The 21,827-nt window shown below is 44.4% G+C and carries 21 protein-coding genes; 10 read left to right on the plus strand and 11 right to left on the minus strand.

Going from position 1 to position 21,827, the window contains the following annotated elements:
* Window positions 1-186: 186 nt before the first annotated feature.
* Complete coding sequence (can, locus tag H9L11_RS03625) at window positions 187-855, plus strand: carbonate dehydratase (protein ID WP_005379996.1); 669 nt, start codon at window positions 187-189, stop codon at window positions 853-855.
* A gap of 77 nt (window positions 856-932) precedes the next feature.
* Here the strand turns inward: can and hpt are convergent, their stop codons facing one another.
* Entirely contained in the window at window positions 933-1,463 is a 531-nt protein-coding gene (gene hpt / locus H9L11_RS03630) for a hypoxanthine phosphoribosyltransferase (protein ID WP_005379995.1), read from the minus strand.
* 319 nt (window positions 1,464-1,782) lie between these two features.
* On the opposite strand from hpt, the gene opaR reads away from it, so the two are divergent.
* Entirely contained in the window at window positions 1,783-2,397 is a 615-nt protein-coding gene (gene opaR / locus H9L11_RS03635; protein WP_005379994.1) for a transcriptional regulator OpaR, read from the plus strand.
* A 145-nt stretch (window positions 2,398-2,542) separates the two neighbouring features.
* Here the strand turns inward: opaR and lpdA are convergent, their stop codons facing one another.
* From lpdA to ampD, 5 genes are all read right to left on the minus strand, one after another.
* Window positions 2,543-3,970, minus strand: coding sequence for a dihydrolipoyl dehydrogenase (gene lpdA, locus H9L11_RS03640; RefSeq protein ID WP_005379993.1), 1,428 nt, complete (start codon window positions 3,968-3,970; stop codon window positions 2,543-2,545).
* Between the two features lie 267 nt (window positions 3,971-4,237).
* Entirely contained in the window at window positions 4,238-6,130 is a 1,893-nt protein-coding gene (gene aceF, locus H9L11_RS03645) for a pyruvate dehydrogenase complex dihydrolipoyllysine-residue acetyltransferase (protein WP_033905589.1), read from the minus strand.
* Between the two features lie 19 nt (window positions 6,131-6,149).
* Window positions 6,150-8,813: a pyruvate dehydrogenase (acetyl-transferring), homodimeric type gene (gene aceE / locus H9L11_RS03650; RefSeq protein ID WP_005386612.1), complete on the minus strand. Its 2,664-nt coding sequence runs from the start codon at window positions 8,811-8,813 to the stop codon at window positions 6,150-6,152.
* Window positions 8,814-8,861: 48 nt separating this feature from the next.
* The gene (gene pdhR, locus H9L11_RS03655; protein ID WP_005379989.1) at window positions 8,862-9,629 is read right to left on the minus strand and encodes a pyruvate dehydrogenase complex transcriptional repressor PdhR; all 768 of its coding nucleotides are present in this window, start codon (window positions 9,627-9,629) and stop codon (window positions 8,862-8,864) included.
* 405 nt (window positions 9,630-10,034) lie between these two features.
* Complete coding sequence (gene ampD, locus H9L11_RS03660; RefSeq protein WP_005386614.1) at window positions 10,035-10,586, minus strand: 1,6-anhydro-N-acetylmuramyl-L-alanine amidase AmpD; 552 nt, start codon at window positions 10,584-10,586, stop codon at window positions 10,035-10,037.
* A 92-nt stretch (window positions 10,587-10,678) separates the two neighbouring features.
* Here ampD and nadC point away from each other — a divergent pair, with 92 nt between their 5' ends.
* The 8 genes from nadC (at window position 10,679) to yacG (ending at window position 17,899) form a co-directional block, all read left to right on the plus strand.
* Window positions 10,679-11,566, plus strand: coding sequence for a carboxylating nicotinate-nucleotide diphosphorylase (gene nadC / locus H9L11_RS03665; RefSeq protein ID WP_033905590.1), 888 nt, complete (start codon window positions 10,679-10,681; stop codon window positions 11,564-11,566).
* 262 nt (window positions 11,567-11,828) lie between these two features.
* Window positions 11,829-12,293, plus strand: a complete 465-nt coding sequence (locus tag H9L11_RS03670; RefSeq protein WP_033905592.1) for a prepilin-type N-terminal cleavage/methylation domain-containing protein — start codon at window positions 11,829-11,831, stop codon at window positions 12,291-12,293.
* 3 nt (window positions 12,294-12,296) lie between these two features.
* Complete coding sequence (pilB, locus tag H9L11_RS03675; protein WP_033905593.1) at window positions 12,297-13,982, plus strand: type IV-A pilus assembly ATPase PilB; 1,686 nt, start codon at window positions 12,297-12,299, stop codon at window positions 13,980-13,982.
* A gap of 23 nt (window positions 13,983-14,005) precedes the next feature.
* Window positions 14,006-15,229: a type II secretion system F family protein gene (locus H9L11_RS03680; protein WP_205390996.1), complete on the plus strand. Its 1,224-nt coding sequence runs from the start codon at window positions 14,006-14,008 to the stop codon at window positions 15,227-15,229.
* Between the two features lie 64 nt (window positions 15,230-15,293).
* Window positions 15,294-16,163, plus strand: a complete 870-nt coding sequence (locus tag H9L11_RS03685) for an A24 family peptidase (RefSeq protein WP_017635919.1) — start codon at window positions 15,294-15,296, stop codon at window positions 16,161-16,163.
* Window positions 16,164-16,778: a dephospho-CoA kinase gene (gene coaE / locus H9L11_RS03690; RefSeq protein WP_017635920.1), complete on the plus strand. Its 615-nt coding sequence runs from the start codon at window positions 16,164-16,166 to the stop codon at window positions 16,776-16,778.
* Between the two features lie 27 nt (window positions 16,779-16,805).
* Window positions 16,806-17,546 carry a cell division protein ZapD gene (zapD, locus tag H9L11_RS03695; RefSeq protein WP_005373086.1) on the plus strand — a complete coding sequence of 247 codons (741 nt, stop codon included), beginning with the start codon at window positions 16,806-16,808 and terminating at the stop codon, window positions 17,544-17,546.
* Between the two features lie 158 nt (window positions 17,547-17,704).
* Window positions 17,705-17,899: a DNA gyrase inhibitor YacG gene (gene yacG, locus H9L11_RS03700; protein ID WP_017635922.1), complete on the plus strand. Its 195-nt coding sequence runs from the start codon at window positions 17,705-17,707 to the stop codon at window positions 17,897-17,899.
* A gap of 312 nt (window positions 17,900-18,211) precedes the next feature.
* On the opposite strand, the gene rplS is transcribed toward yacG, so the two are convergent.
* From rplS to ffh, 5 genes are all read right to left on the minus strand, one after another.
* Window positions 18,212-18,565 carry a 50S ribosomal protein L19 gene (gene rplS, locus H9L11_RS03705; RefSeq protein WP_005379971.1) on the minus strand — a complete coding sequence of 118 codons (354 nt, stop codon included), beginning with the start codon at window positions 18,563-18,565 and terminating at the stop codon, window positions 18,212-18,214.
* A gap of 41 nt (window positions 18,566-18,606) precedes the next feature.
* The gene (gene trmD, locus H9L11_RS03710; RefSeq protein WP_033905595.1) at window positions 18,607-19,368 is read right to left on the minus strand and encodes a tRNA (guanosine(37)-N1)-methyltransferase TrmD; all 762 of its coding nucleotides are present in this window, start codon (window positions 19,366-19,368) and stop codon (window positions 18,607-18,609) included.
* A 27-nt stretch (window positions 19,369-19,395) separates the two neighbouring features.
* Window positions 19,396-19,944: a ribosome maturation factor RimM gene (rimM, locus tag H9L11_RS03715; RefSeq protein ID WP_005379964.1), complete on the minus strand. Its 549-nt coding sequence runs from the start codon at window positions 19,942-19,944 to the stop codon at window positions 19,396-19,398.
* A 29-nt stretch (window positions 19,945-19,973) separates the two neighbouring features.
* On the minus strand, window positions 19,974-20,222 hold the full coding sequence (rpsP, locus tag H9L11_RS03720) for a 30S ribosomal protein S16 (protein ID WP_005379962.1): 249 nt from the start codon (window positions 20,220-20,222) through the stop codon (window positions 19,974-19,976).
* Between the two features lie 209 nt (window positions 20,223-20,431).
* Window positions 20,432-21,814 (minus strand): signal recognition particle protein, encoded by a 1,383-nt coding sequence (gene ffh, locus H9L11_RS03725; RefSeq protein WP_005385423.1) that lies wholly within the window; start codon window positions 21,812-21,814, stop codon window positions 20,432-20,434.
* Between the last annotated feature and the right edge of the window lie 13 nt (window positions 21,815-21,827).

Below are 21,827 nucleotides of genomic sequence, written 5' to 3' on the forward strand. Positions count from 1 at the left end.
TCACACCACAAATAGTTTCACCAGATTTTACTTTTTTCTTAATGAAAACTAGTCAGATGAGTCCTATCTGACGAATATTTAACGAGATCGAAATTGTAACATTGTGTATAGTTACAACACTGATCGCTTGCATGTGCACACAAACAGCGGCAGCGATTTTGTCTTTTAAGGGAAGTAGTTTGCAAAATGCCGGAAATAAAACAGTTATTTGAAAACAATTCGAAATGGTCTCAAGAGATCAAATCTGATCGACCTGAATACTTCGCAAAACTCGCTGAGGGGCAAAAGCCTGATTTTCTTTGGATTGGCTGCTCTGATAGCCGCGTTCCTGCCGAGCGACTAACCGGGCTATACTCAGGTGAACTCTTTGTTCATCGGAATGTTGCAAACCAAGTTATCCATACTGATCTCAACTGTCTATCGGTCGTCCAGTACGCTGTAGACGTTCTTAAGGTTAAACACATCATTGTCTGTGGACACTATGGATGTGGTGGCGTAAACGCAGCCATTGATAACCCTAAGCTAGGTCTTATTAATAATTGGCTGTTACATATCAGAGATATCTATTTCAAACACCGCACTTACCTAGATCAAATGCCGCAACAAGATCGAGCGGATAAACTAGGCGAGCTTAATGTTGCAGAGCAAGTGTACAACTTGGGTAACTCAACCATCCTGCAAAACGCTTGGGAGCGTGGGCAAGATGTTGAAATTCACGGTGTGGTATACGGAATTGAAGATGGTCGCTTAGAGTACTTAGGCATTCGTTCTAACTCTAAGGAAACCGTAGAAGCGTCTTACCAGAAAGCTCTTTCGACGATTCTAAATACAGACAACAAGCTCCTTTGTCGCTAAGTCATATCTAAAAGTTGAACGAAAAACGCCCATCTTAGATGGGCGTTTTTTTATATTTTTAATGCTGAACTCAATGATTATTCTTGAGGTACAACTTTACCGATGTATGGTAAGTGGCGGTATTTCTGTGCGTAATCAATGCCCACCCCAACGACAAATTCATCTGGAATTTCGAAACCAATCCAATCCACAGGAACATTCACTTCACGACGAGATGGCTTATCTAGGAGCGTACAAATAGCGATAGACTTCGGCTCACGTAGCGAAAGAATCTCACGGATTTTATTTAGTGTGTTACCAGTGTCAATGATGTCTTCAACAAGCAGAATGTCTTTACCTTTGATGTCATCATCCAAATCTTTCAAGATACGAACGTCACGTGAGCTTTCCATCGTATTGCCGTAGCTTGACGCAGTCATAAAATCAACTTGGTGAGTCAGTTCGATAGCACGTGCCAAGTCTGCCATAAATACAAATGAGCCACGCAATAAGCCTACCAACACAAGATCTTCACTACCTTGATAACGCTCTGTAATTTGTTTGCCTAATTCACGAACTCGCTCCTGAACTTCTTGCTCAGAAATCATGACTTCTATTGTATGTTTCATACTGTGCTCAATCTAAATTTGTGGGTTGAGGTAAGTCGCACGCAAACGATCACCTAATCTTACGGCGTGTAGTGTATCACCACGTTCATTGGGTTGAAAGTCGCATCCTGTTGCCAAAAAATCTTGGAAGAAGGTCTTAGTTTTATAAAGTTCATAGCTAAATTTATCAATAATAATGACATTACTGTATATAAATTGTTCTACAGATGTTGACCTTGTGCATATGCACCATTACACTCATCACTGCTTTAAGCAACTATTAAAATAATCAATTAGGGGGTTACCCCCAATATCAACTCAAATGGCAAGGAAAATGGATATGGACTCAATTGCAAAGAGACCTAGAACTAGGCTTTCTCCAATTAAGCGTAAGCAACAGTTAATGGAAATCGCATTGGAAGTATTTGCGCGCCGCGGCATCGGTCGTGGTGGTCACGCAGATATCGCAGAAATTGCTCAAGTTTCTGTAGCGACTGTTTTTAACTACTTCCCTACACGCGAAGACTTGGTGGATGAAGTTCTCAATCACGTCGTACGTCAGTTCTCAAACTTCCTATCGGATAACATAGACCTAGACTTACATGCACGTGAAAACATCGCCAATATTACTAATGCGATGATCGAGCTTGTCAGCCAAGATTGTCACTGGCTAAAAGTATGGTTCGAGTGGAGTGCTTCAACACGTGACGAAGTATGGCCATTGTTTGTTTCAACTAACCGTACTAACCAGTTGCTGGTACAAAACATGTTCATTAAAGCAATTGAACGTGGCGAAGTGTGTGACCAGCACGATTCAGAACACTTGGCAAACCTGTTCCACGGTATTTGTTACTCACTGTTTGTCCAAGCGAACCGCGCTAAAGGTGAAGCGGAGCTGAAACACCTAGTGAATTCATACTTAGATATGCTTTGCATTTACAACCGTGAACACTAAAGCTTAGCTCGTAATATATGTCAGCCCACCGTTTGGTGGGCTTTTTATTGTCTGCTGTCAGCTAAGCACACATTTATATTTCTATATAACAAGCATAAAAAAACCGCTGCAATGCAGCGGCTTCTATCATTCAGTCAGAAAAAGCTTACTTCTTCTTAACTGCTTTTTTGTTTGGCAGGTCAGTGATTGAACCTTCAAATACTTCAGCAGCTAGACCTACAGACTCGTGTAGAGTTGGGTGAGCGTGGATAGTCAGAGCGATATCTTCTGCATCACAGCCCATCTCAATTGCAAGGCCGATTTCACCAAGTAGTTCACCACCGTTAGTACCAACGATAGCACCACCGATTACGCGGTGAGTTTCTTTGTCGAAGATTAGCTTAGTCATACCGTCTGCACAGTCAGATGCAATTGCACGACCTGATGCTGCCCATGGGAATGTTGCTACTTCGTACTTGATGCCTTCTTCTTTCGCTTCTTTTTCAGTCTTACCAACCCAAGCCACTTCTGGCTCAGTGTACGCAATTGAAGGGATAACTTTAGGGTCAAAGTAGTGCTTCTTACCAGAGATAACTTCAGCAGCTACGTGACCTTCATGCACACCTTTGTGAGCAAGCATTGGTTGACCAACGATATCACCGATCGCGAAGATGTGAGGAACGTTAGTACGCATTTGCTTATCAACGTTGATGAAGCCGCGCTCGTCAATTTCTAGACCCGCTTTTTCACCGTCGATTAGCTTACCATTTGGTACACGACCGATAGCAACTAGAACCGCATCGTAACGCTCAGCTTCAGCTGGCGCTTTCTTGCCTTCCATTGAAACGTAGATACCGTCTTCTTTTGCTTCAACTGCTGTTACTTTCGTTTCTAGCATTAGCTTGAACTTGTCTTTGATACGCTTAGTAAATACTTTCACGATATCTTTGTCTGCTGCAGGAATTACCTGGTCAAACATTTCAACAACTTCAACTTTAGAACCTAGAGAGTGGTAAACCGTACCCATTTCTAGACCGATGATACCACCGCCCATGATAAGCAGTTTTTCTGGCACTTCTTTTAGTTCTAGAGCGTCAGTAGAGTCCCAAATACGTGGGTCTTCATGCGGGATAAATGGCAGTTTGATTGGACGAGAACCAGCCGCAACGATTGCGTTGTCAAAGTTAACAACTGTTGGCTCACCTTCACCTTCTACAAGGATAGAGTTAGGGCCAGTGAACTTACCGTAACCGTTAACTACTGTTACGTTACGCATCTTAGCCATACCGCTTAGGCCGCCAGTTAGTTGGTTAACAACTTTTTCTTTCCAGATGCGGATTTTGCTGATGTCTGTTTGAGGCTCACCGAACACAACGCCGTGGTCAGCCATCGCTTTCGCTTCTTCAATTACTTTAGAAACGTGAAGCAGTGCTTTAGATGGGATACAACCCACGTTCAGACATACACCGCCAAGCGTGCTGTAACGTTCAACTAGTACAGTTTCAAGACCTAAGTCCGCACAACGGAATGCAGCGGAGTAACCAGCAGGACCAGAACCAAGTACAACAACTTGGGCTTTAATTTCTTTGCTCATTTTGACCTCTTGTAGTCATTATCCCTAACAGGCTGAGTGGGTATCGATTTTTTATGTTTAAGAGAGATTTGTTTTAAACAGTTATTTTCAGACCGCTAACAGTTTACAGAGATGTTAATGGTGTGAAAAGTAAATCAATTTAGCCTGTGAGCTAGACAACAATTCGATTGTGAAAACCCTGAACGAAGCAAGGCTGATAACCAAATTGTCGGTAATTATGATTAGCAGAGGCGGCTAAGTTGCCGCCTCTCATTCATCTAATTTCTATTACAGAACTAGACGACGAATGTCAGATAGACATGAGTTTAAGTAAGTGATGAAGCGCGCACCTTCAGCACCATCGATCACACGGTGGTCGTATGATAGAGACAGTGGAAGTTGTAGACGCGGTTCGAACTCTTTACCGTTCCATACCGGTTTCATTTCTGACTTAGACACACCTAGGATACCAACTTCTGGTGCGTTTACGATTGGAGTAAACGCTGTACCGCCGATACCGCCTAGGCTAGAGATAGTGAAACAGCCACCTTGCATGTCAGCCGCAGTTAGCTTACCAGCACGTGCTTTCTTAGAAACCGCCATTAGCTCTTCAGATAGCTCGTAGATGCCTTTCTTGTTCACGTCTTTAAATACAGGAACAACTAGACCGTTTGGTGTATCTACCGCGATACCAACATTCACGTATTTCTTCAGAATTAGGCTCTCACCGTCTTCTGATAGAGAAGAGTTGAACGCTGGGAACGCTTCAAGCGCTTTAGCTACCGCTTTCATGATGAACACAAGTGGTGTGATCTTCATGCCAGTGTCTTTCTTCGCTTCAATCGCGTTTTGCTCTTTACGGAATGCTTCAAGAGCCGTGATGTCTGCGTTATCCCACTGTGTAACGTGCGGGATCATTACCCAGTTACGGTGTAGGTTTGCGCCAGAGATCTTCTTAATGCGAGATAGCGGTTGAACTTCTGTCTCACCAAACTTGCTGAAGTCCACTTTTGGCCATGGTAGTAGACCAAGAGCCGCGCCGTCGCCTTTGCCAGATGCTGCTGCACCTGCGCCAGACTCAAGACGCTTAAGTGCATCTTTCACGTAAGCTTGAACGTCTTCTTTTAAGATACGGCTCTTACGACCAGAACCTTTAACCTTAGAAAGATTAACGCCAAATTCACGCGCTAGACGACGAACAACTGGAGATGCGTGAGCGTACTCATCGTTTTCTTTGAAATCGCCAGTCGCTGCTGGAGCTGCTGCCGCTGGAGCTTCTGCTTTAGGAGCTGGAGCTGCAGGTGCTGCCGCTTGAGCTGGAGCTGCTGCAGGAGCAGGTGCTGCGCCCGCCACTTCGAATACCATGATTAGTGAGCCAGTAGACACTTTGTCGCCAGCTGCAATCTTGATTTCTTTAACTGTGCCAGCGAATGGTGCAGGAACTTCCATAGAAGCTTTGTCACCTTCAACAGTGATTAGAGATTGCTCTTCTTCCACTGTGTCGCCAACCGCAACCATGATCTCAGTAACTTCAACTTCGTCGCCGCCGATATCTGGAACGTTCACTTCTTTTGCCGCAGACGCTGCTGGAGCTGCTGCCGCAGGAGCTTCAGCTGCCGCTGGTGCTGCTGGAGCGCCTGAACCTGCTGTTTCGAATACCATGATAAGTGAGCCAGTCGATACTTTATCGCCTGTTGCAACTTTGATCTCTTTTAGAGTACCTGCGAATGGCGCTGGAACTTCCATAGAAGCTTTGTCGCCTTCAACAGTTAGAAGAGATTGCTCTTCTTCGATGCTGTCGCCAACGGCAACCATGATTTCAGTAACTTCTACTTCATCACCACCGATGTCTGGTACGTGAACTTCTTTTAGTTCTGCCGCTGCTGCTGGAGCTGGAGCTGCTGCTGGAGCTGCTTCTGCCGCAGGAGCAGGTGCAGCGTCAGCTGCACCCTCGGCTTCGAAAATCATGATTAGAGAACCAGTAGAAACCTTGTCGCCTTCTGCAACTTTGATTTCTTTAACGATACCCGCTTGAGAAGCAGGAACTTCCATAGAAGCTTTATCGCCTTCAACTGTGATCAGAGACTGCTCTTCTTCAACCTTGTCGCCAACGCTTACAAGAATCTCAGTAACTTCAACCTCATCCGCACCGATGTCTGGTACATTAATTTCGATTGCCATTTCTTATCTACCTTCTTAATTAAGCGTATAGCGGGTTTGTTTTCTCTGTGTCGATGTCGAATTTCTTAATTGCTTCTGCAACTACAGATTTCTCAACTTCGCCACGTTTCGCTAGTTCAGTTAGCGCTGCTACTACTACGTAACCTGCGTTCACTTCGAAGTGACGACGTAGGTTTTCACGGCTGTCTGAACGACCGAAGCCATCAGTACCAAGAACTTTGAAAGACTCAGCAGGAATGTATGCACGAACCTGCTCTGCGTAGTTCTTCATGTAGTCAGTTGCTGCGATAGCAGGTTCAGTACCCATTACTGTTTGGATGTAAGGTACTTTCGCTTCCGCTTCTGGGTGAAGCATGTTGAAACGCTCTGCATCTTGGCCATCGCGAGTTAGTTCGTTGAATGACGTTACAGAGTAAACATCAGAAGCAACACCGTAATCTTCGCTTAGGATTTGAGCTGCTTTACGTACTTCATTCATGATAGTACCAGAGCTCATTAGCTGAACTTTCGCTTTGTCGCCCGTGTAAGTTTCTAGCTTGTAGATACCTTTACGGATGCCTTCTTCAGCGCCTTCTGGCATTGCTGGCATTGCGTAGTTTTCGTTCATTAGCGTTAGGTAGTAGAACACGTTTTCTTGTTCTGGACCGTACATGCGACGGATACCGTCTTGCATGATTACTGCTACTTCGTACGCGAATGTTGGGTCGTAAGAAATACAGTTAGGAACCGTACCCGCCAAAATGTGCGAGTGGCCGTCTTCGTGCTGTAGACCTTCACCGTTCAACGTTGTACGACCCGCAGTTGCACCTAGTAGGAAACCACGTGCTTGTTGGTCACCAGCCATCCACGCCATGTCGCCAACACGTTGGAAGCCGAACATTGAGTAGTAGATGTAGAACGGGATCATTGGTAGGTCGTTTGTCGAGTATGACGTCGCAGCAGCAACCCATGAAGACATAGCACCTAGCTCGTTGATACCTTCTTGTAGAACCTGACCTGAAGTCGCTTCTTTGTAGTAAGAAACAACGCCACGGTCTTCTGGTGTGTAAGTTTGGCCGTGCGGGTTGTAGATACCGATTTGACGGAACAGACCTTCCATCCCGAATGTACGTGCTTCGTCAGCAATGATAGGAACGATGTTCTTACCAATGTTCTTGTTCTTAAGTAGAACGTTTAGTGCACGTACGAATGCCATAGTAGAAGAGATATCACGCTTCTGTTCTTCTAATAGTGGCTTGAATTCTTCTAGCTCAGGAACGATGAATTCTTGAGTGAATTTTGGTAGACGCTGTGGCGTGTAGCCGTGTAGCGCTTTACGACGAGCGTGTAGGTATTCGTACTCTTTTGAACCTTCTTCAAGTTTCAGGTACGGAAGTTCTTTCACTGCTTCGTCAGTTAGGATGTCTTGAAGACCTAGACGATCACGTAGGTGTAGTACGTGAGTCATGTCCATCTTCTTAACTTGGTGCGCGATGTTCTTACCTTCAGCCGCTTCACCCATGCCGTAACCTTTAACAGTCTTAGCTAGGATTACTGTTGGACGACCTTTAGTTTCTGCCGCGTTTTTGTATGCCGCGTATAGCTTAGAAGACTCGTGACCACCACGCTTAAGTGCGAAGATTTCGTCATCAGTCATGTCAGCAACAAGTGCAGCTGTCTCTGGGTACTTACCAAAGAAGTGCTCACGTACGTACGCGCCGTCTTTTGATTTGAATGTTTGGTAGTCGCCGTCGATCGTTTCATTCATAAGCTGTAGAAGCTTACCAGTCGTATCTTTAGCTAGTAGTGAATCCCAGTTGTTACCCCAGATTACCTTCACTACGTTCCAACCAGCACCTTTGAACAGACCTTCAAGTTCTTGAATGATCTTACCGTTACCCATTACAGGGCCATCTAGACGCTGTAGGTTACAGTTGATTAGGAAGCATAGGTTGTCTAGTTTCTCACGCGCAGCGAAAGAGATCGCACCACGTGATTCTGGCTCATCCATCTCACCGTCACCTAGGAACGCGTAAACGCGCTGCTCTGAAGTATCTTTAAGACCACGGCCTTCTAGGTACTTAAGGAAACGAGCTTGGTAGATAGAAGCGATTGGACCTAGGCCCATCGATACTGTCGGGAACTGCCAGAATTCAGGCATCAGTTTAGGGTGCGGGTATGAAGGAATACCTTTGCCGTCTACTTCTTGACGGAAGTTGTCTAGCTGCTCTTCAGTTAGACGACCTTCAACGAATGCACGTGAGTAGATACCTGGTGAAATGTGACCTTGGTAGTAAACTAGGTCGCCACCATCCTTCTCGTTTGGTGCACGGAAGAAGTGGTTGAAACATGTCTCGTAGAACGCAGCAGAAGACTGGAAAGACGCCATGTGGCCGCCTAGCTCTAGGTCTTTCTTAGATGCACGTAGAACGATCATGATAGCGTTCCAACGAATAATTGAGCGAATACGACGCTCAAGTGTTGTGTCACCTGGGTATGCTGGTTCTTGGTCTGCAGGAATCGTGTTGATGTAGTTAGTTGTGATACCTGTTGGCATATCAACACCGTCTAGACGTGCTTTATCTAGAACTTGCTCTAATAGGAATTGAGCACGCTCTAGACCTTCTTCACGTACAACTGACTCAAGCGCTTGTAGCCATTCTTGAGTTTCCAGTGCATCTACGTCATGCTTCATATCAGACATGGCGATCTATCCTTCTGTTGGTTGGATCTACTTATTTAAGTAACGCTCTTACGAGTCATTACCCTGCTGAATTCGACGTAGAGAACGCTCTCGTCGAGACTCTTCTCGAGTCAAATCCAACAATGTTTCTTCGATGTAAGCCAAGTGCGAGTGGGACATTTCTCGCGCCTTTTCAGGCTGACCAGAAACAATCGCATCCACGATATTGGCTCGGTGTTTACTGACTTTCTCGACCGCTTCTGGGCGGCGACGTAGTAATTTAAAATTTTGTAGAATATTTTGCTCAAGCAAAGGTGCTAAGCTTCGAACAATGTGCAACAAAACCACGTTGTGCGCGGCTTCTGTCAAAGCGATCAAAAATTGCATTACTTCCGCAGATTCAGCTTCGATATCGTTGTTTGCTTGCTCTTGGCTAATGCGCTCAAGGCAACCTTGAATACGCGCAAAATCTTCTTCGGTACCACGTAAAGCTGCAAAGTAGGCTGAAATTCCTTCCATCGCATGACGAGACTCAAGCACATCAAGCTGGGTTTCAGAATGACTAGACAACAAATTCAACAAGGGATCTGAAAAGCTCTTCCAGATATTCTCACTTACGAATGTTCCGCCACCTTGGCGACGAGTCAACAAACGCTTCGCTTCCAAGCGTTGAATGGCTTCTCGGACTGAAGGACGAGACACATCGAACTGTTTTGCCAGTTCACGCTCTGGAGGCAGTTGTTGCCCCGGAGACAATGTTCCTTCCACTATCAACCTTTCTAACTCTTGTTCTATAACATCAGAGAGTTTTGGCTGACGAATCCTTTGATAAGCCATAATTTATTGTTCTTCTACTCTTGCAGGTAATTGGTAATACCAATTTTAAGTTGGTGCAGAAATTAACATAATTAAAACGCCACTGTCCAGCCGAAAATTGACCTAAATCATAGAACGAGCTTACTTCCAACACTCTGATAACAATCGACTGTTAAAACAGCAATAGAATTGGTATGACCAATTACATAAAGCATACAAATGGGAAGTCGACGTGCTAGCAGTTTTGGAAAAGAAATACAGAAAATGACAAAATTATCAGTCTATTTATTCACCAAAACGGCATGTACGAGCGTAAAAATGTAGTTAACTTTTAACAATCATTAATATTTCTGGTATCAAAAAAAGGCATACCTGATCGTATGCCTTATTTATTTCGCTTTTTTGAATTTACACTTTCGCTACAAATCAACGCTGTATAAGCAGTCTATATTTCACCCAATCAAAGCTTAGACCAGGATCGCTTTTTCTCAAGGGCGCAATATATTGATGACCGGTAATTCGTGGCGGGGTGATTTGAGGATAAGACTGCATAATCACCTCAGTGATCTCTGCAAGTGATTGATATTGCGCTTCTGTATAGGCAGTAAATTCTGTCCCTTCAAGCTCGATACCAATGGAATAGTCATTACAACGCTCCCTGCCCGCGAAACTGGATTGACCGGCATGCCATGCTCTATCGAGAAAAGAAACAAATTGAACAACCTCGCCGTTTCTTTTAATCAAGCAATGTGCAGAAACGCCCATTTTGTGAATAACTTCAAAAAATGGATGTTCATTTGGGTCTAGCTTGCCAGTGAAGAAGTCCTCTATATATGGTCCACCAAACTGCCCAGGAGGCAAACTGATGTTATGTACCACCAGCAGAGAGATGTCGTTTACATCAGAGCGTGCATCAAAAAATGGTGACGGAACATGCTTTGCCTGTGTCAGCCAGCCATTCTCGATAATTGGGCGCATATCAACCTCTCTACTTTTCAAATTAACTGCTGAAATTATTGACACCGGAGAGTATCATTCGTTGCCATCTCCCTTTCAAGACAAGATTTGCGATGAAGAACACACACAACATTCAAGAACGCCTAGAATACCTTAAACAACAACTCCCTTTAGAGATCACTCGCTCTGTCGCTGATACCTTAAAAGAAGATCTAGGTGGCAGTGTCAACGCAGATAACGACATTACTGCATCTTTGATCCCTGCCGATGCGGTTAATACCGCAACGATTATTACTCGTGAGCATGGTGTGTTCTGTGGTCAAGCATGGGCTGATGAAGTTTTTAAACAGCTCGGTGGCAAGGTCAGCATTGAATGGCACGTAAAGGACGGCGATAAAGTCGAACCTAACCAAACCCTTTGCACGCTGACAGGCCCTGCTCGTGACTTGTTGACTGGTGAGCGTAACGCAATGAACTTCATCCAAACGCTGTCTGGCTGCGCAACAGTTACCGCAGAGTACGCTGAAAAAATCGCGCATACTGAGTGTCGTCTACTCGACACACGCAAAACCATTCCTGGTCTGCGTAGCGCACTAAAATACGCCGTGACGTGTGGTGGTGGCTTTAACCATCGCATCGGCGTGTTCGACGCTTACCTCATTAAAGAAAACCACATTATTGCTTGTGGTGGCATCACTCAAGCCATCCAAAAAGCGAAAGAGCTTAACCCAGGCAAACCGGTAGAAGTCGAAACGGAAAGCTTAGAAGAGTTGAAACAAGCGATAGAGGCTGGTGCCGACATCATCATGCTCGATAACTTCACAAAAGAAATGATGCGTGAAGCCGTAGCGATTAACGCAGGTCGTGCCGCTTTAGAGAACTCCGGCAACATTACGCTAGAGACCATCGCAGAATACGCAGAAACCGGTGTCGATTACATTTCGGTAGGCGCGTTGACTAAGCATCTAAAAGCGATGGATCTTTCGATGCGCTTCAAATAATTAAAGCAACACAATCTCAATTACTTCAACTAACTCAGTGAGTTGTGAGTAACTCATCATTTAAAAGGGCCAATTGGCCCTTTCTTTTTATCCACTAAAAAAATAGTACTACTCGCAAAACTCTGCATGCGATATGCAACTTTTCACCAAAGAGTTTTATCTCACTCGAGAGCCCATCTCTTCCCCATTTTCAACCCACTTTAACTCTCCATAATCTTTCGCTAATGCAAGAGCATTATTAATTTTTTAGAAAGGGTTAAAAATGAAAAACAGTAAACAGAAAAAACAGCAAGGTTTTACCTTGATTGAATTAATGATTGTCGTCGCGATTATTGGTATTTTGGCCGCATTTGCTGTGCCTGCTTATCAAAACTACACAAAAAAAGCGACGCTGGCAGAGTTCCCAAAAGCAGCTTCTGCGATGAAGTTAGCCGTTGAGTTGTGTGCACATGAAAATGCATCAAACGCAGCTACTTTTAAAACGAACTGCTTATCTGGTAGTAATGGTGTACCTTCAAAAATTAACAACCTAAATGATATCTCTATTGAAGCAGTTGCTGGATCATCAGGCGTAAATGTCATTGCAAAAGCTGTAGCAGTAAAAGGGCCGATTGCTAGTGGAGAACAGTATACTATGGCATCTAACTACACGACTAGTGGTATTGAGTGGGCGGGCTCATGTCAAGATTCTAATGGTAATAACCAATCTGATTACTGTCCTGAATAATTCATGCAAACCAACCTCTCCACGATTCTTCGTCAAAAAGGACTATTGGCTTTTTCCCAAGAAGAATCGTTACTTGAGCAAGTCAAAGCTTCTGGCATTTCGATGCCAGAGGCTTTACTCAGTTCTGGATTATTTACATCAAGCGAACTCGCTGAGCACTTAAGTTCTCTCTTTGGTTTAAATCAGCCCGAGTTATCTCAGTACGAGTATGCTTCGCTTTGTCAGCAACTTGGCCTTAGGGAATTAATCACGCGGCATAACGCACTCCCACTCCAGCGTACGTCTTCAACGTTATTACTCGCCGTTGCCGACCCCACCAACCAACAAGCAGAAGATGATTTTCGCTTTGCCACTGGTTTACAGGTTGAATTGGTCTTGGGGGAATTTAGTCAACTCAGCGCGGCAATTCGACGCTTGTATGGTCGTTCATTGAGTCATGAGAAGTCCGGGTTAAAAGAGATCAACCAAGAAGAGTTAGCCAATCTGGTTGACGTGGGCGCAGATGAAATCGACAACATTGAAGACTTGAGCCAAGATGAGTCTCCTGTTAGCCGTTACATCAACCAAATTCTATTGGACGCTGTGCGCAAAGGCGCATCCGATATCCACTTTGAGCCTTATGAAAAGATGTACCGCGTGCGCCTGCGCTGTGATGGCATCTTAATTGAAACACAGCAGCCACCAAGCCACTTGAGTCGTCGCTTATCCGCTCGTATCAAAATCCTCTCTAAGCTTGATATTGCAGAGCGACGTTTACCACAAGATGGGCGTATTAAGCTCAAGTTGAATCAAGACACCGCAATTGATATGCGTGTATCCACGCTGCCTACTCTATTTGGAGAGAAAATTGTACTACGACTGCTCGACAGCAGCTCTGCGTCATTGGATATCGACAAGCTTGGTTATAGCGAACAACAAAAACAATTGTACTTGGATGCGCTGCGTCGCCCACAAGGCATGATTCTGATGACAGGTCCAACCGGGAGCGGAAAAACCGTTTCTCTGTACACCGGGCTGAGTATCCTCAATAAACCAGAAATCAACATTTCTACGGCAGAAGACCCAGTAGAAATTAACTTATCGGGCATTAACCAAGTTCAAGTTCAGCCTAAGATTGGTTTTGGTTTTGCCGAAGCCCTGCGCTCTTTCTTACGTCAAGACCCGGATGTGGTAATGGTCGGTGAGATTCGTGACTTAGACACTGCGGAGATCGCCATCAAAGCCTCGCAAACCGGTCACTTAGTACTTTCAACCTTGCATACCAACTCTGCGGCTGAAACGGTTATTCGTTTATCAAACATGGGCGTAGAAAGCTTTAACTTGGCCTCATCTCTTAGTTTGATTATTGCCCAGCGCTTAGCCCGTAAACTGTGCTCGCACTGTAAACAATCACAAGAGCTTACCGTTCAGCTACAACATCTTGGAATTCAAGCAAGCGACAACATTTTTAAAGCCAATCCCGATGGATGCAATGAGTGTACCCATGGTTATTCCGGCCGAACGGGGATTTATGAAGTGATGCGCTTTGATGAATTTCTTTCCGAAGCGCTTATTAAAGGCGCCTCGGTACATGAACTAGAAAAACTCGCCATCGCAAATGGTATGAGCACGTTACAAATGTCGGGCATAGAAAAACTCAAACAAGGAATCACAAGTTTTAGTGAACTACAGCGCGTACTTTATTTTTAATCCTTTAATCAGCAGTCACATCCATGAAAAGCACTACACCACAACTTAAAAACTTCCGCTGGAAAGGCATCAACAGTTCTGGCAAAAAGACGTCTGGACAAACCCTCGCGATGACAGAAATTGAAGTACGCGAGCGTCTAGACGCACAGCACATCAAGATCAAGAAGTTAAAGAAAAGCAGTATCTCGTTTCTCACTAAACTCAGCCATCGCGTGAAAGGCAGAGACATCACGGTGTTTACCCGTCAGATTTCGACGATGTTGATAACCGGTGTGCCCTTGGTTCAGGCTTTAAAATTGGTCTCAGAAAATCATAAAAAAGCAGAGATGAAATCCATTTTGATGAGCGTGACACGCGCCGTTGAAGCGGGGACACCCATGTCAAAAGCCATACGCACTGCAAGTGAACACTTTGACCCACTCTATACCGATCTTATCGCCACAGGTGAGCAATCCGGTAACTTAGCAGAAGTATTCGAGCGCTTAGCCACCTACCGAGAAAAAAATGAACAACTCCGTGCGAAAGTGATCAAAGCACTGATCTACCCAGCGATGGTAGTGCTAGTAGCGTTAGGCGTGTCGTTTATCATGCTCACCAAAGTCATTCCCGAGTTTGAAAAAATGTTTGTTGGTTTTGGTGCTGACTTACCGTGGTTTACCAGGCAAGTGTTAGATCTTTCCGCATGGACACAAAATTGGAGCCCATTTATAGCACTAGGCTCCATTAGTTTATTCATCTCGGCGAGAATCCTCTCTAAGCGTTCAGATTCTTTTCGCTTAACGCTCAATCGATCTGTGCTTAAATTTCCTGTCCTTGGGCCTGTATTATCAAAAGCAGCGATCGCCAAATTTAGTCGAACACTCGCCACAAGCTTTACAGCGGGCATTCCAATTCTAACCAGTTTAAAAACTACATCAAAAACATCAGGAAACTTGCACTATCAACTCGCCATAGAAGAAGTTTACCGTGATACCGCCGCAGGTATGCCAATGTATGTAGCCATGCGCAACTGTAATGTGTTCCCTGAATTGGTGTTACAAATGGTTATGATCGGTGAAGAGTCTGGTCGACTTGACGATATGCTCAATAAAGTTGCAACAATCTACGAGTTTGAAGTCGACAACACCGTCGACAACCTTAGTAAAATTCTAGAGCCACTAATTATCGTTTTTTTAGGTATCGTTGTTGGCGGATTAGTGACAGCAATGTACTTGCCAATCTTTAACTTAATGAGTGTATTGGGCTAGAATGAGCTGTTAACTCCTTTAAAACAGCATCTTGCTGATTTCACTCATCGCTCAAGAGACAAATATGGAAGTATTCCAGTACTACCCTTGGCTATTCGTTGTGTTTGCCACCATCTTCGGTCTTATCGTGGGTAGCTTCCTCAATGTGGTTATTTATCGACTACCTAAAATCATGGAACTAGAATGGCGACGCGAATGTGCCGAGTCATTTCCTGAATACAAAATAGAACCTCCTAAAGAAGTGCTGACCTTGAGCGTCCCACGCTCCTCCTGCCAGAAATGCGCAACACCGATACGTATTCGCGACAACATTCCTGTGATTAGCTGGCTGCTTTTAAAAGGCAAATGTCACAACTGTCAGGCAACCATTAGTGCACGCTATCCACTGATTGAACTGCTCACCGCGTTCTGTTCAGGCTTTATCGCTTATTACTTTGGTTTTAGTTACTTTACCGTTGCCCTACTCTTTTTTACTTTTATCTTAATCGCCGCAACATTTATCGATCTCGATACTATGTTGTTACCTGACCAATTAACATTACCATTAACTTGGGCTGGCATTGCCTTAGCATTAGTCGAAATAAGTCCTGTTACTCTACAAGATTCTGTCATTGGTGCTATTGCTGGTTACCTATGTCTCTGGTCCGTTTACTGGGGCTTTAAGCTACTTACTGGTAAAGAAGGAATGGGGTATGGTGATTTTAAACTACTGGCGGCACTAGGAGCTTGGCTAGGTTGGCAGTCACTGCCGATGATCATTCTACTTTCTTCTGTGGTTGGCATCGTATTTGGCATCATTCAACTACGCTTGCAAAAGCAGGGAATTGAAAAAGCTTTCCCTTTCGGTCCTTACTTAGCAATTGCTGGTTGGATAAGCTTAATTTGGGGCGACCAGATTTTAAACTGGTACTTTACTTCAGTTCTAGGAGTGTAAATGGCTTTGGTTATTGGTTTAACAGGCGGTATCGCTAGTGGAAAAACAACCGTCGCGAATCTGTTCAAACAACAATTTAAAATCGATATCGTCGATGCCGACATTGTAGCAAGAGAAGTTGTCGAGCCAGGTACTCCCGGCCTAAACGCGATTATTGAACACTTTGGTCACGATATCGTTCGTGAAGACCAAACTTTAGATCGCGCAAAGCTGAGAGAAAAAATCTTTTCGAATTCAGATGAAAAAGCATGGCTCAACGCACTGTTGCACCCGATAATTCGTGAAAAGATGATCGAAGATTTGCAGCAAGTCACTTCAGAGTATGCGTTACTTGTGGTGCCGTTGCTCGTAGAAAACAAGCTAGATAGTTTGTGTGATCGCGTTCTTGTCGTCGATGTAGAACCGAATACACAGATATCTCGCACGATGAAACGAGACAATGTGAGTGAAGATCAAGTTCGCGCCATCCTTGCCTCTCAAGCATCAAGAGAGCAAAGGCTCGCGCTTGCAGACGATGTGGTTAAGAATAATCCAAGTGACCCTGATCTTTTGCTTCAAATCACAGATTTGCACGAAAAGTACCTAGCCATGTGTAAGAAAAATCTGCGAAAATAGGAACGAAACTCACAAAGGCTTATGTCGATGACCACGCACAAATTTGAACATCCGTTAAATGAGAAAACTCGTATTTATCTAAGAGTGGAGTCTCTGCTGCGTCAGGCTCACTTGGCCTCTGGGTTTAGCGAAAATCATCAGTATCAACTGTTTTTCCGTGCGTTATTCGATATGGTTGAGATCTTCGAACAAATCCAACTGAAAAGTGAACTGGCTAAAGATCTTGAGAAGCAACGGCTGTCGTACCGCCATTGGCTCAATGTTGATGGTGTCGATCAAGACGCATTAAATACCTTGCTACAAGAGATAGATGTCGTTCATAGCCAACTAATGGGTGCTGAACGTTTTGGCCAAGCATTAAAAGAAGATCGCTTCCTAAGCTCTATCCGTCAACGCTTTAATCTACCGGGTGGTTCATGCTGTTTTGATCTGCCAGCATTACACTACTGGCTTCATCTACCTATTGAACGTAAAAAGCGTGATGCACAACAGTGGCAAGCAAGCTTAAAGCCCTTATCTGATGCGCTTTCGTTATGGTTAAAGCTCACTAGAGAGACCGGACATTTCAAAGCTCAAATCGGTCGTGCAGGTTTCTTCCAAAGTGACGCTGATGAAGCCAACATTCTAAGACTTCACATCCCAATGGAATATGGCGTGTATCCTATGATTTCAGGCCATAAAAACCGCTTTGCGATCAAGTTCATGTCGTTTGAAAACGGTCAAGCATGCACACAAGATATTGAATTTGAACTTGCTGTTTGCAGCTAAGACGACACTACGCCTCGCCTCCATAATCTAAAATTCAACGCTTTATTGCGCTTATATTTGATAAAATTTCGTAGCAGCAATAGCGCGTTGAATAAGCCATCTTTAATTCGTTTAGGTATACTACCCTTTAACACCAATTAGTAATGGGACGCTCAACTATGTCTAAAGTTACCATCGTTCAATGCCCACAATGTGGCGCCGACGTAGAATGGGGAGAACAAAGTCCTCATCGCCCTTTCTGCAGTAAACAATGCCAAATGATTGATTTTGGTGAATGGGCAGATGAAGAAAACACCATCCCAGGCGCACCCGATATGTCCGATAGTGATGGCTGGTCTGAAGACCAGTATTAAATTGAGACCTAGGGTAAAGGAATACCCTAGGTTCCTTCTTGGGGAACCTGAATCACGCTCCGTCGTCGCTGTCCAGAATGACGAATTTGAACCTCGGTGCTATATAATCTTTGACCATCATTTTCCGTCATTCCGAGGAGCCATAGCGACATCAGGAATCTATTCACAGCAAGGCAGAGGCGTGGAGTGTAAATCAGTGCATGAGCATCGACAGTTCAGTTAGGGTGAAAAGAAACGAGCAAGCTAATTACACAAATAAAAAAACGGAGCCCTAAAAGGACTCCGTTTAAGATGAGAACGCTAGTTATAGCATTACTTCTTAGCAAGCTTCTCTTTGATACGAGCAGACTTACCAGAACGCTCACGTAGGTAGTACAACTTGGCACGACGTACTGCACCACGGCGTTTAACTTCGATGCTATCAACGATTGGAGAGTGTGTTTGGAACGTACGCTCAACACCTTCACCGTTAGAGATCTTACGTACAGTGAAAGCAGAGTGTAGACCACGGTTACGGATTGCGATTACAACGCCTTCGAAAGCCTGTAGACGCTCACGGTCACCTTCTTTTACCTTAACTTGAACTACAACAGTGTCACCTGGTGCAAATTTAGGTAGGTCTGATTTCATTTGCTCTTCTTCAAGAGCTTTGATGATGTTACTCATTTTTTAAATTCCTAGAATAAACTGATACTAAATAAATTAGGTTACTTTGCGTTATGTTCTTTAATGGCTTTATGCTCATTAACAAACTCAGCAAGTAATTGTTCCTGTTCGTCAGTCAGAGCTAGGTTTTCCAGGAGCTCTGGTCTTCTTAGCCAAGTACGGCCCAACGACTGCTTGAGTCGCCATTGACGAATGTCCTTGTGATTGCCTGACATCAGTACCGCTGGTACCTCTTTGTCATCCAATACTTCTGGACGCGTATAGTGAGGGCAATCTAACAAGCCATTTGCAAAAGAGTCTTCTTCTGCTGACGCGAAATCCCCTAGTACACCCGGAACAAACCGAGAGACAGCGTCGATTAACGTCATGGCTGGTATCTCACCACCCGTCATCACAAAATCACCAATCGACCATTCTTCGTCGACTTCAGATTGAATGATGCGCTCATCTACCCCTTCATAACGACCACAAATCAGAAGCAAGTTCTCATTCGTTGCCAGTTCTTCCACTCCTTTCTGGTCGAGCTTGCGACCTTGAGGAGAAAGGTAGATGACTTTCGTCTTGCCCGGTGAGGCTGCTTTCGCGGTATAAATGGCATCGCGCAAAGGCTGAACCATCATTAACATACCAGGGCCACCACCGTAAGGTCGGTCATCGACTGTGCGATGTTTGTCGTGAGTGAAATCTCTAGGATTCCAAGTCTCAATCGACAAAAGACCTTTTTTAACCGCTTGACCTGTTACTCCAAAATCAGTAACAGAACGGAACATTTCTGGAAAAAGGCTAATAACGCCAACCCACATGTTTATCTCGCTCTGTAATTTTGGAGATTAGAATCCAGGATCCCAGTCAACTTCGATCCGTTGAGCTTCGCGATCAACATTAATGATCACTTGCTCTTCAAGGAACGGGATTAATCGTTCCTTCTGCCCGAAAGCATCTTTAAGATTTGCTTTAACAACCAGAACATCGTTTGAGCCAGTTTCTAGCATGTCAGTAACAACACCTAGATCGTAACCTTTAGTGGTTACAACTTGCATCCCAAACAATTCGCGCCAGTAGAACTCATCTTCTGACAATTCAGGAAGTACCGCAGGGTCAATAGCAATTTCAAAGTTCGTCATTAGATGCGCGTCTTCACGAACATCCATGCCTTCCAGCTTAGCCACCATACCTTTGTTATGGCGCTTCCAGCTTTCTACTTTGTACTCAACCCACTTGCCCTTTTGGTTAATGTACCAAGGGCTGTAATCGAAAATGCTTTCAGCATTGTCTGTGTAGGAAAAAACCTTAAGCCAACCACGAATGCCGTAAGTAGCACCAAACTTGCCTACAACAATCTTTTCGTTGCTCATTGTTTCTTTACCTTTCATCGACATAAACTAGTTTCTACTTTTCAAGTAAAAAATTAAGCCGCTTTTTGAGCGTCTTTAACTAGCTTAGCAACACGGTCAGATACTGACGCGCCTTGACCAACCCAGTGGTTAACGCGGTCTAGGTCTAGACGTAGACCTTCTTCTTGACCTTTAGCAGTTGGGTTGAAGAAACCAACTTTCTCGATGAAACGGCCAGTTGCAGCGTTGCGGCTGTCCGCTACTACGATTTGATAAAATGGACGCTTTTTAGCGCCGTGACGTGCCAAACGAATGGTTACCATGTCGTCCTCTTTGCTTTCTCAAAAATAAAATTAACCCCAAAAACCATTCAATAAATTAAACAGTTTGGGGTCTCGTGCCAAAATAAAGCTCCGGAATTTTACTCTTCTCCCGGAGCAATGCAAGGAGTTTAGTTACTTTTTCACCAACATAAATTGAATTTAAAGTTTGTGACGTACCTAACACCCTGAATCTATGCGTGATCGATTAATTAACGACCAAATGGATTGAAGCCACCGCCACCACCCATGCCGCCCATCATGCCTTGCATATTGCGCATCATGCCTTTCATGCCACCTTTTTGCATCTTTTTCATCATTTTCTGCATTTGGGTGAACTGTTTTAGTAAGCGGTTTACATCTTGAACCTGCACACCAGAACCAGCCGCGATACGCTTCTTGCGCGAGCCCTTGATAATTTCTGGGCGTTGACGTTCTTTCATTGTCATGGAGCTGATGATCGCTTCCATCTGTTTGAACATCTTGTCATCAACTTTGTCTTTTACATTGTCTGGTAGCTGGGACATTCCTGGAAGCTTATCCATCATCCCCATCATGCCGCCCATGTTTTGCATCTGGCCTAGCTGTTCACGGAAATCTTCAAGGTCGAAACCTTTCTTCTCTTTGAACTTCTTCGCTAACTTTTCTGCCTTTTCTTGGTCAACGTTGCGTTGTAGGTCTTCAATCAAAGACAGAACGTCACCCATGCCAAGAATACGTGAAGCAACACGATCTGGGTGGAACGGTTCTAGCGCGTCAGTTTTTTCACCGACACCCAAGAATTTGATTGGTTTGCCCGTTACATGGCGTACTGAAAGTGCCGCACCACCACGAGCATCACCATCAACCTTAGTTAGAACTACACCGGTAAGAGGTAGCGCATCGCCAAAGGCTTTTGCTGTATTTGCTGCGTCTTGACCCGTCATGGCGTCAACAACAAATAGCGTTTCTACTGGGTTGATAGCTGCGTGAAGATCTTTGATCTCCCCCATCATCTCTTCATCAATTGCCAAACGACCTGCGGTATCGACAATAAGTACGTCGTAGAATTTTTTCTTCGCATGGTCAATCGCTGCATTGGCGATATCAATAGGCTTTTGGTCTGGTGATGATGGGAAGAAGTCAACACCGATGTCTGATGCCAGTGTTTCAAGCTGCTTGATTGCCGCAGGACGGTAAACGTCGGCAGACACAACCAAAACTTTCTTCTTGTCACGTTCTTTTAGAAGCTTAGATAACTTACCTACCGATGTGGTTTTACCCGCACCTTGTAGACCTGCCATAAGAAGCACAGCAGGTGGTTGAGCGGCAAGGTTTAGCGCCTCATTCGACTCACCCATTACGGCTTCAAGTTCTGTTTGAACGATCTTGATAAATTCCTGACCTGGAGTCAGAGATTTAGAAACTTCTACGCCCACCGCTTTTTCTTTAACGCGGTTCACAAATTCACGAACGACCGGAAGCGCAACGTCAGCTTCAAGTAGAGCCATTCGGACTTCACGTAGGGTTTCTTTAATGTTGTCTTCGGTCAGACGACCTTTACCACTGATATTTTTCAGCGTTTTGGATAATCGATCCGTTAAATTCTCAAACATCTTTGTCTCTTCG

Source organism: Vibrio sp. sp1 (genome assembly GCF_016920955.1).
In the GTDB taxonomy this organism is placed as follows: Bacteria; Pseudomonadota; Gammaproteobacteria; order Enterobacterales; family Vibrionaceae; genus Vibrio; species Vibrio alginolyticus.

Bases quoted from the DNA above. Each gene is read 5' to 3' on its own strand.
- can (WP_005379996.1), top strand. From the start codon at position 187: ATGCCGGAAATAAAACAGTTATTTGAAAACAATTCGAAATGGTCTCAA.
- hpt (WP_005379995.1), bottom strand. From the start codon at position 1,463: ATGAAACATACAATAGAAGTCATGATTTCTGAGCAAGAAGTTCAGGAG.
- opaR (WP_005379994.1), top strand. From the start codon at position 1,783: ATGGACTCAATTGCAAAGAGACCTAGAACTAGGCTTTCTCCAATTAAG.
- lpdA (WP_005379993.1), bottom strand. From the start codon at position 3,970: ATGAGCAAAGAAATTAAAGCCCAAGTTGTTGTACTTGGTTCTGGTCCT.
- aceF (WP_033905589.1), bottom strand. From the start codon at position 6,130: ATGGCAATCGAAATTAATGTACCAGACATCGGTGCGGATGAGGTTGAA.
- aceE (WP_005386612.1), bottom strand. From the start codon at position 8,813: ATGTCTGATATGAAGCATGACGTAGATGCACTGGAAACTCAAGAATGG.
- pdhR (WP_005379989.1), bottom strand. From the start codon at position 9,629: ATGGCTTATCAAAGGATTCGTCAGCCAAAACTCTCTGATGTTATAGAA.
- ampD (WP_005386614.1), bottom strand. From the start codon at position 10,586: ATGCGCCCAATTATCGAGAATGGCTGGCTGACACAGGCAAAGCATGTT.
- nadC (WP_033905590.1), top strand. From the start codon at position 10,679: ATGAAGAACACACACAACATTCAAGAACGCCTAGAATACCTTAAACAA.
- H9L11_RS03670 (WP_033905592.1), top strand. From the start codon at position 11,829: ATGAAAAACAGTAAACAGAAAAAACAGCAAGGTTTTACCTTGATTGAA.
- pilB (WP_033905593.1), top strand. From the start codon at position 12,297: ATGCAAACCAACCTCTCCACGATTCTTCGTCAAAAAGGACTATTGGCT.
- H9L11_RS03680 (WP_205390996.1), top strand. From the start codon at position 14,006: ATGAAAAGCACTACACCACAACTTAAAAACTTCCGCTGGAAAGGCATC.
- H9L11_RS03685 (WP_017635919.1), top strand. From the start codon at position 15,294: ATGGAAGTATTCCAGTACTACCCTTGGCTATTCGTTGTGTTTGCCACC.
- coaE (WP_017635920.1), top strand. From the start codon at position 16,164: ATGGCTTTGGTTATTGGTTTAACAGGCGGTATCGCTAGTGGAAAAACA.
- zapD (WP_005373086.1), top strand. From the start codon at position 16,806: ATGACCACGCACAAATTTGAACATCCGTTAAATGAGAAAACTCGTATT.
- yacG (WP_017635922.1), top strand. From the start codon at position 17,705: ATGTCTAAAGTTACCATCGTTCAATGCCCACAATGTGGCGCCGACGTA.
- rplS (WP_005379971.1), bottom strand. From the start codon at position 18,565: ATGAGTAACATCATCAAAGCTCTTGAAGAAGAGCAAATGAAATCAGAC.
- trmD (WP_033905595.1), bottom strand. From the start codon at position 19,368: ATGTGGGTTGGCGTTATTAGCCTTTTTCCAGAAATGTTCCGTTCTGTT.
- rimM (WP_005379964.1), bottom strand. From the start codon at position 19,944: ATGTCGATGAAAGGTAAAGAAACAATGAGCAACGAAAAGATTGTTGTA.
- rpsP (WP_005379962.1), bottom strand. From the start codon at position 20,222: ATGGTAACCATTCGTTTGGCACGTCACGGCGCTAAAAAGCGTCCATTT.
- ffh (WP_005385423.1), bottom strand. From the start codon at position 21,814: ATGTTTGAGAATTTAACGGATCGATTATCCAAAACGCTGAAAAATATC.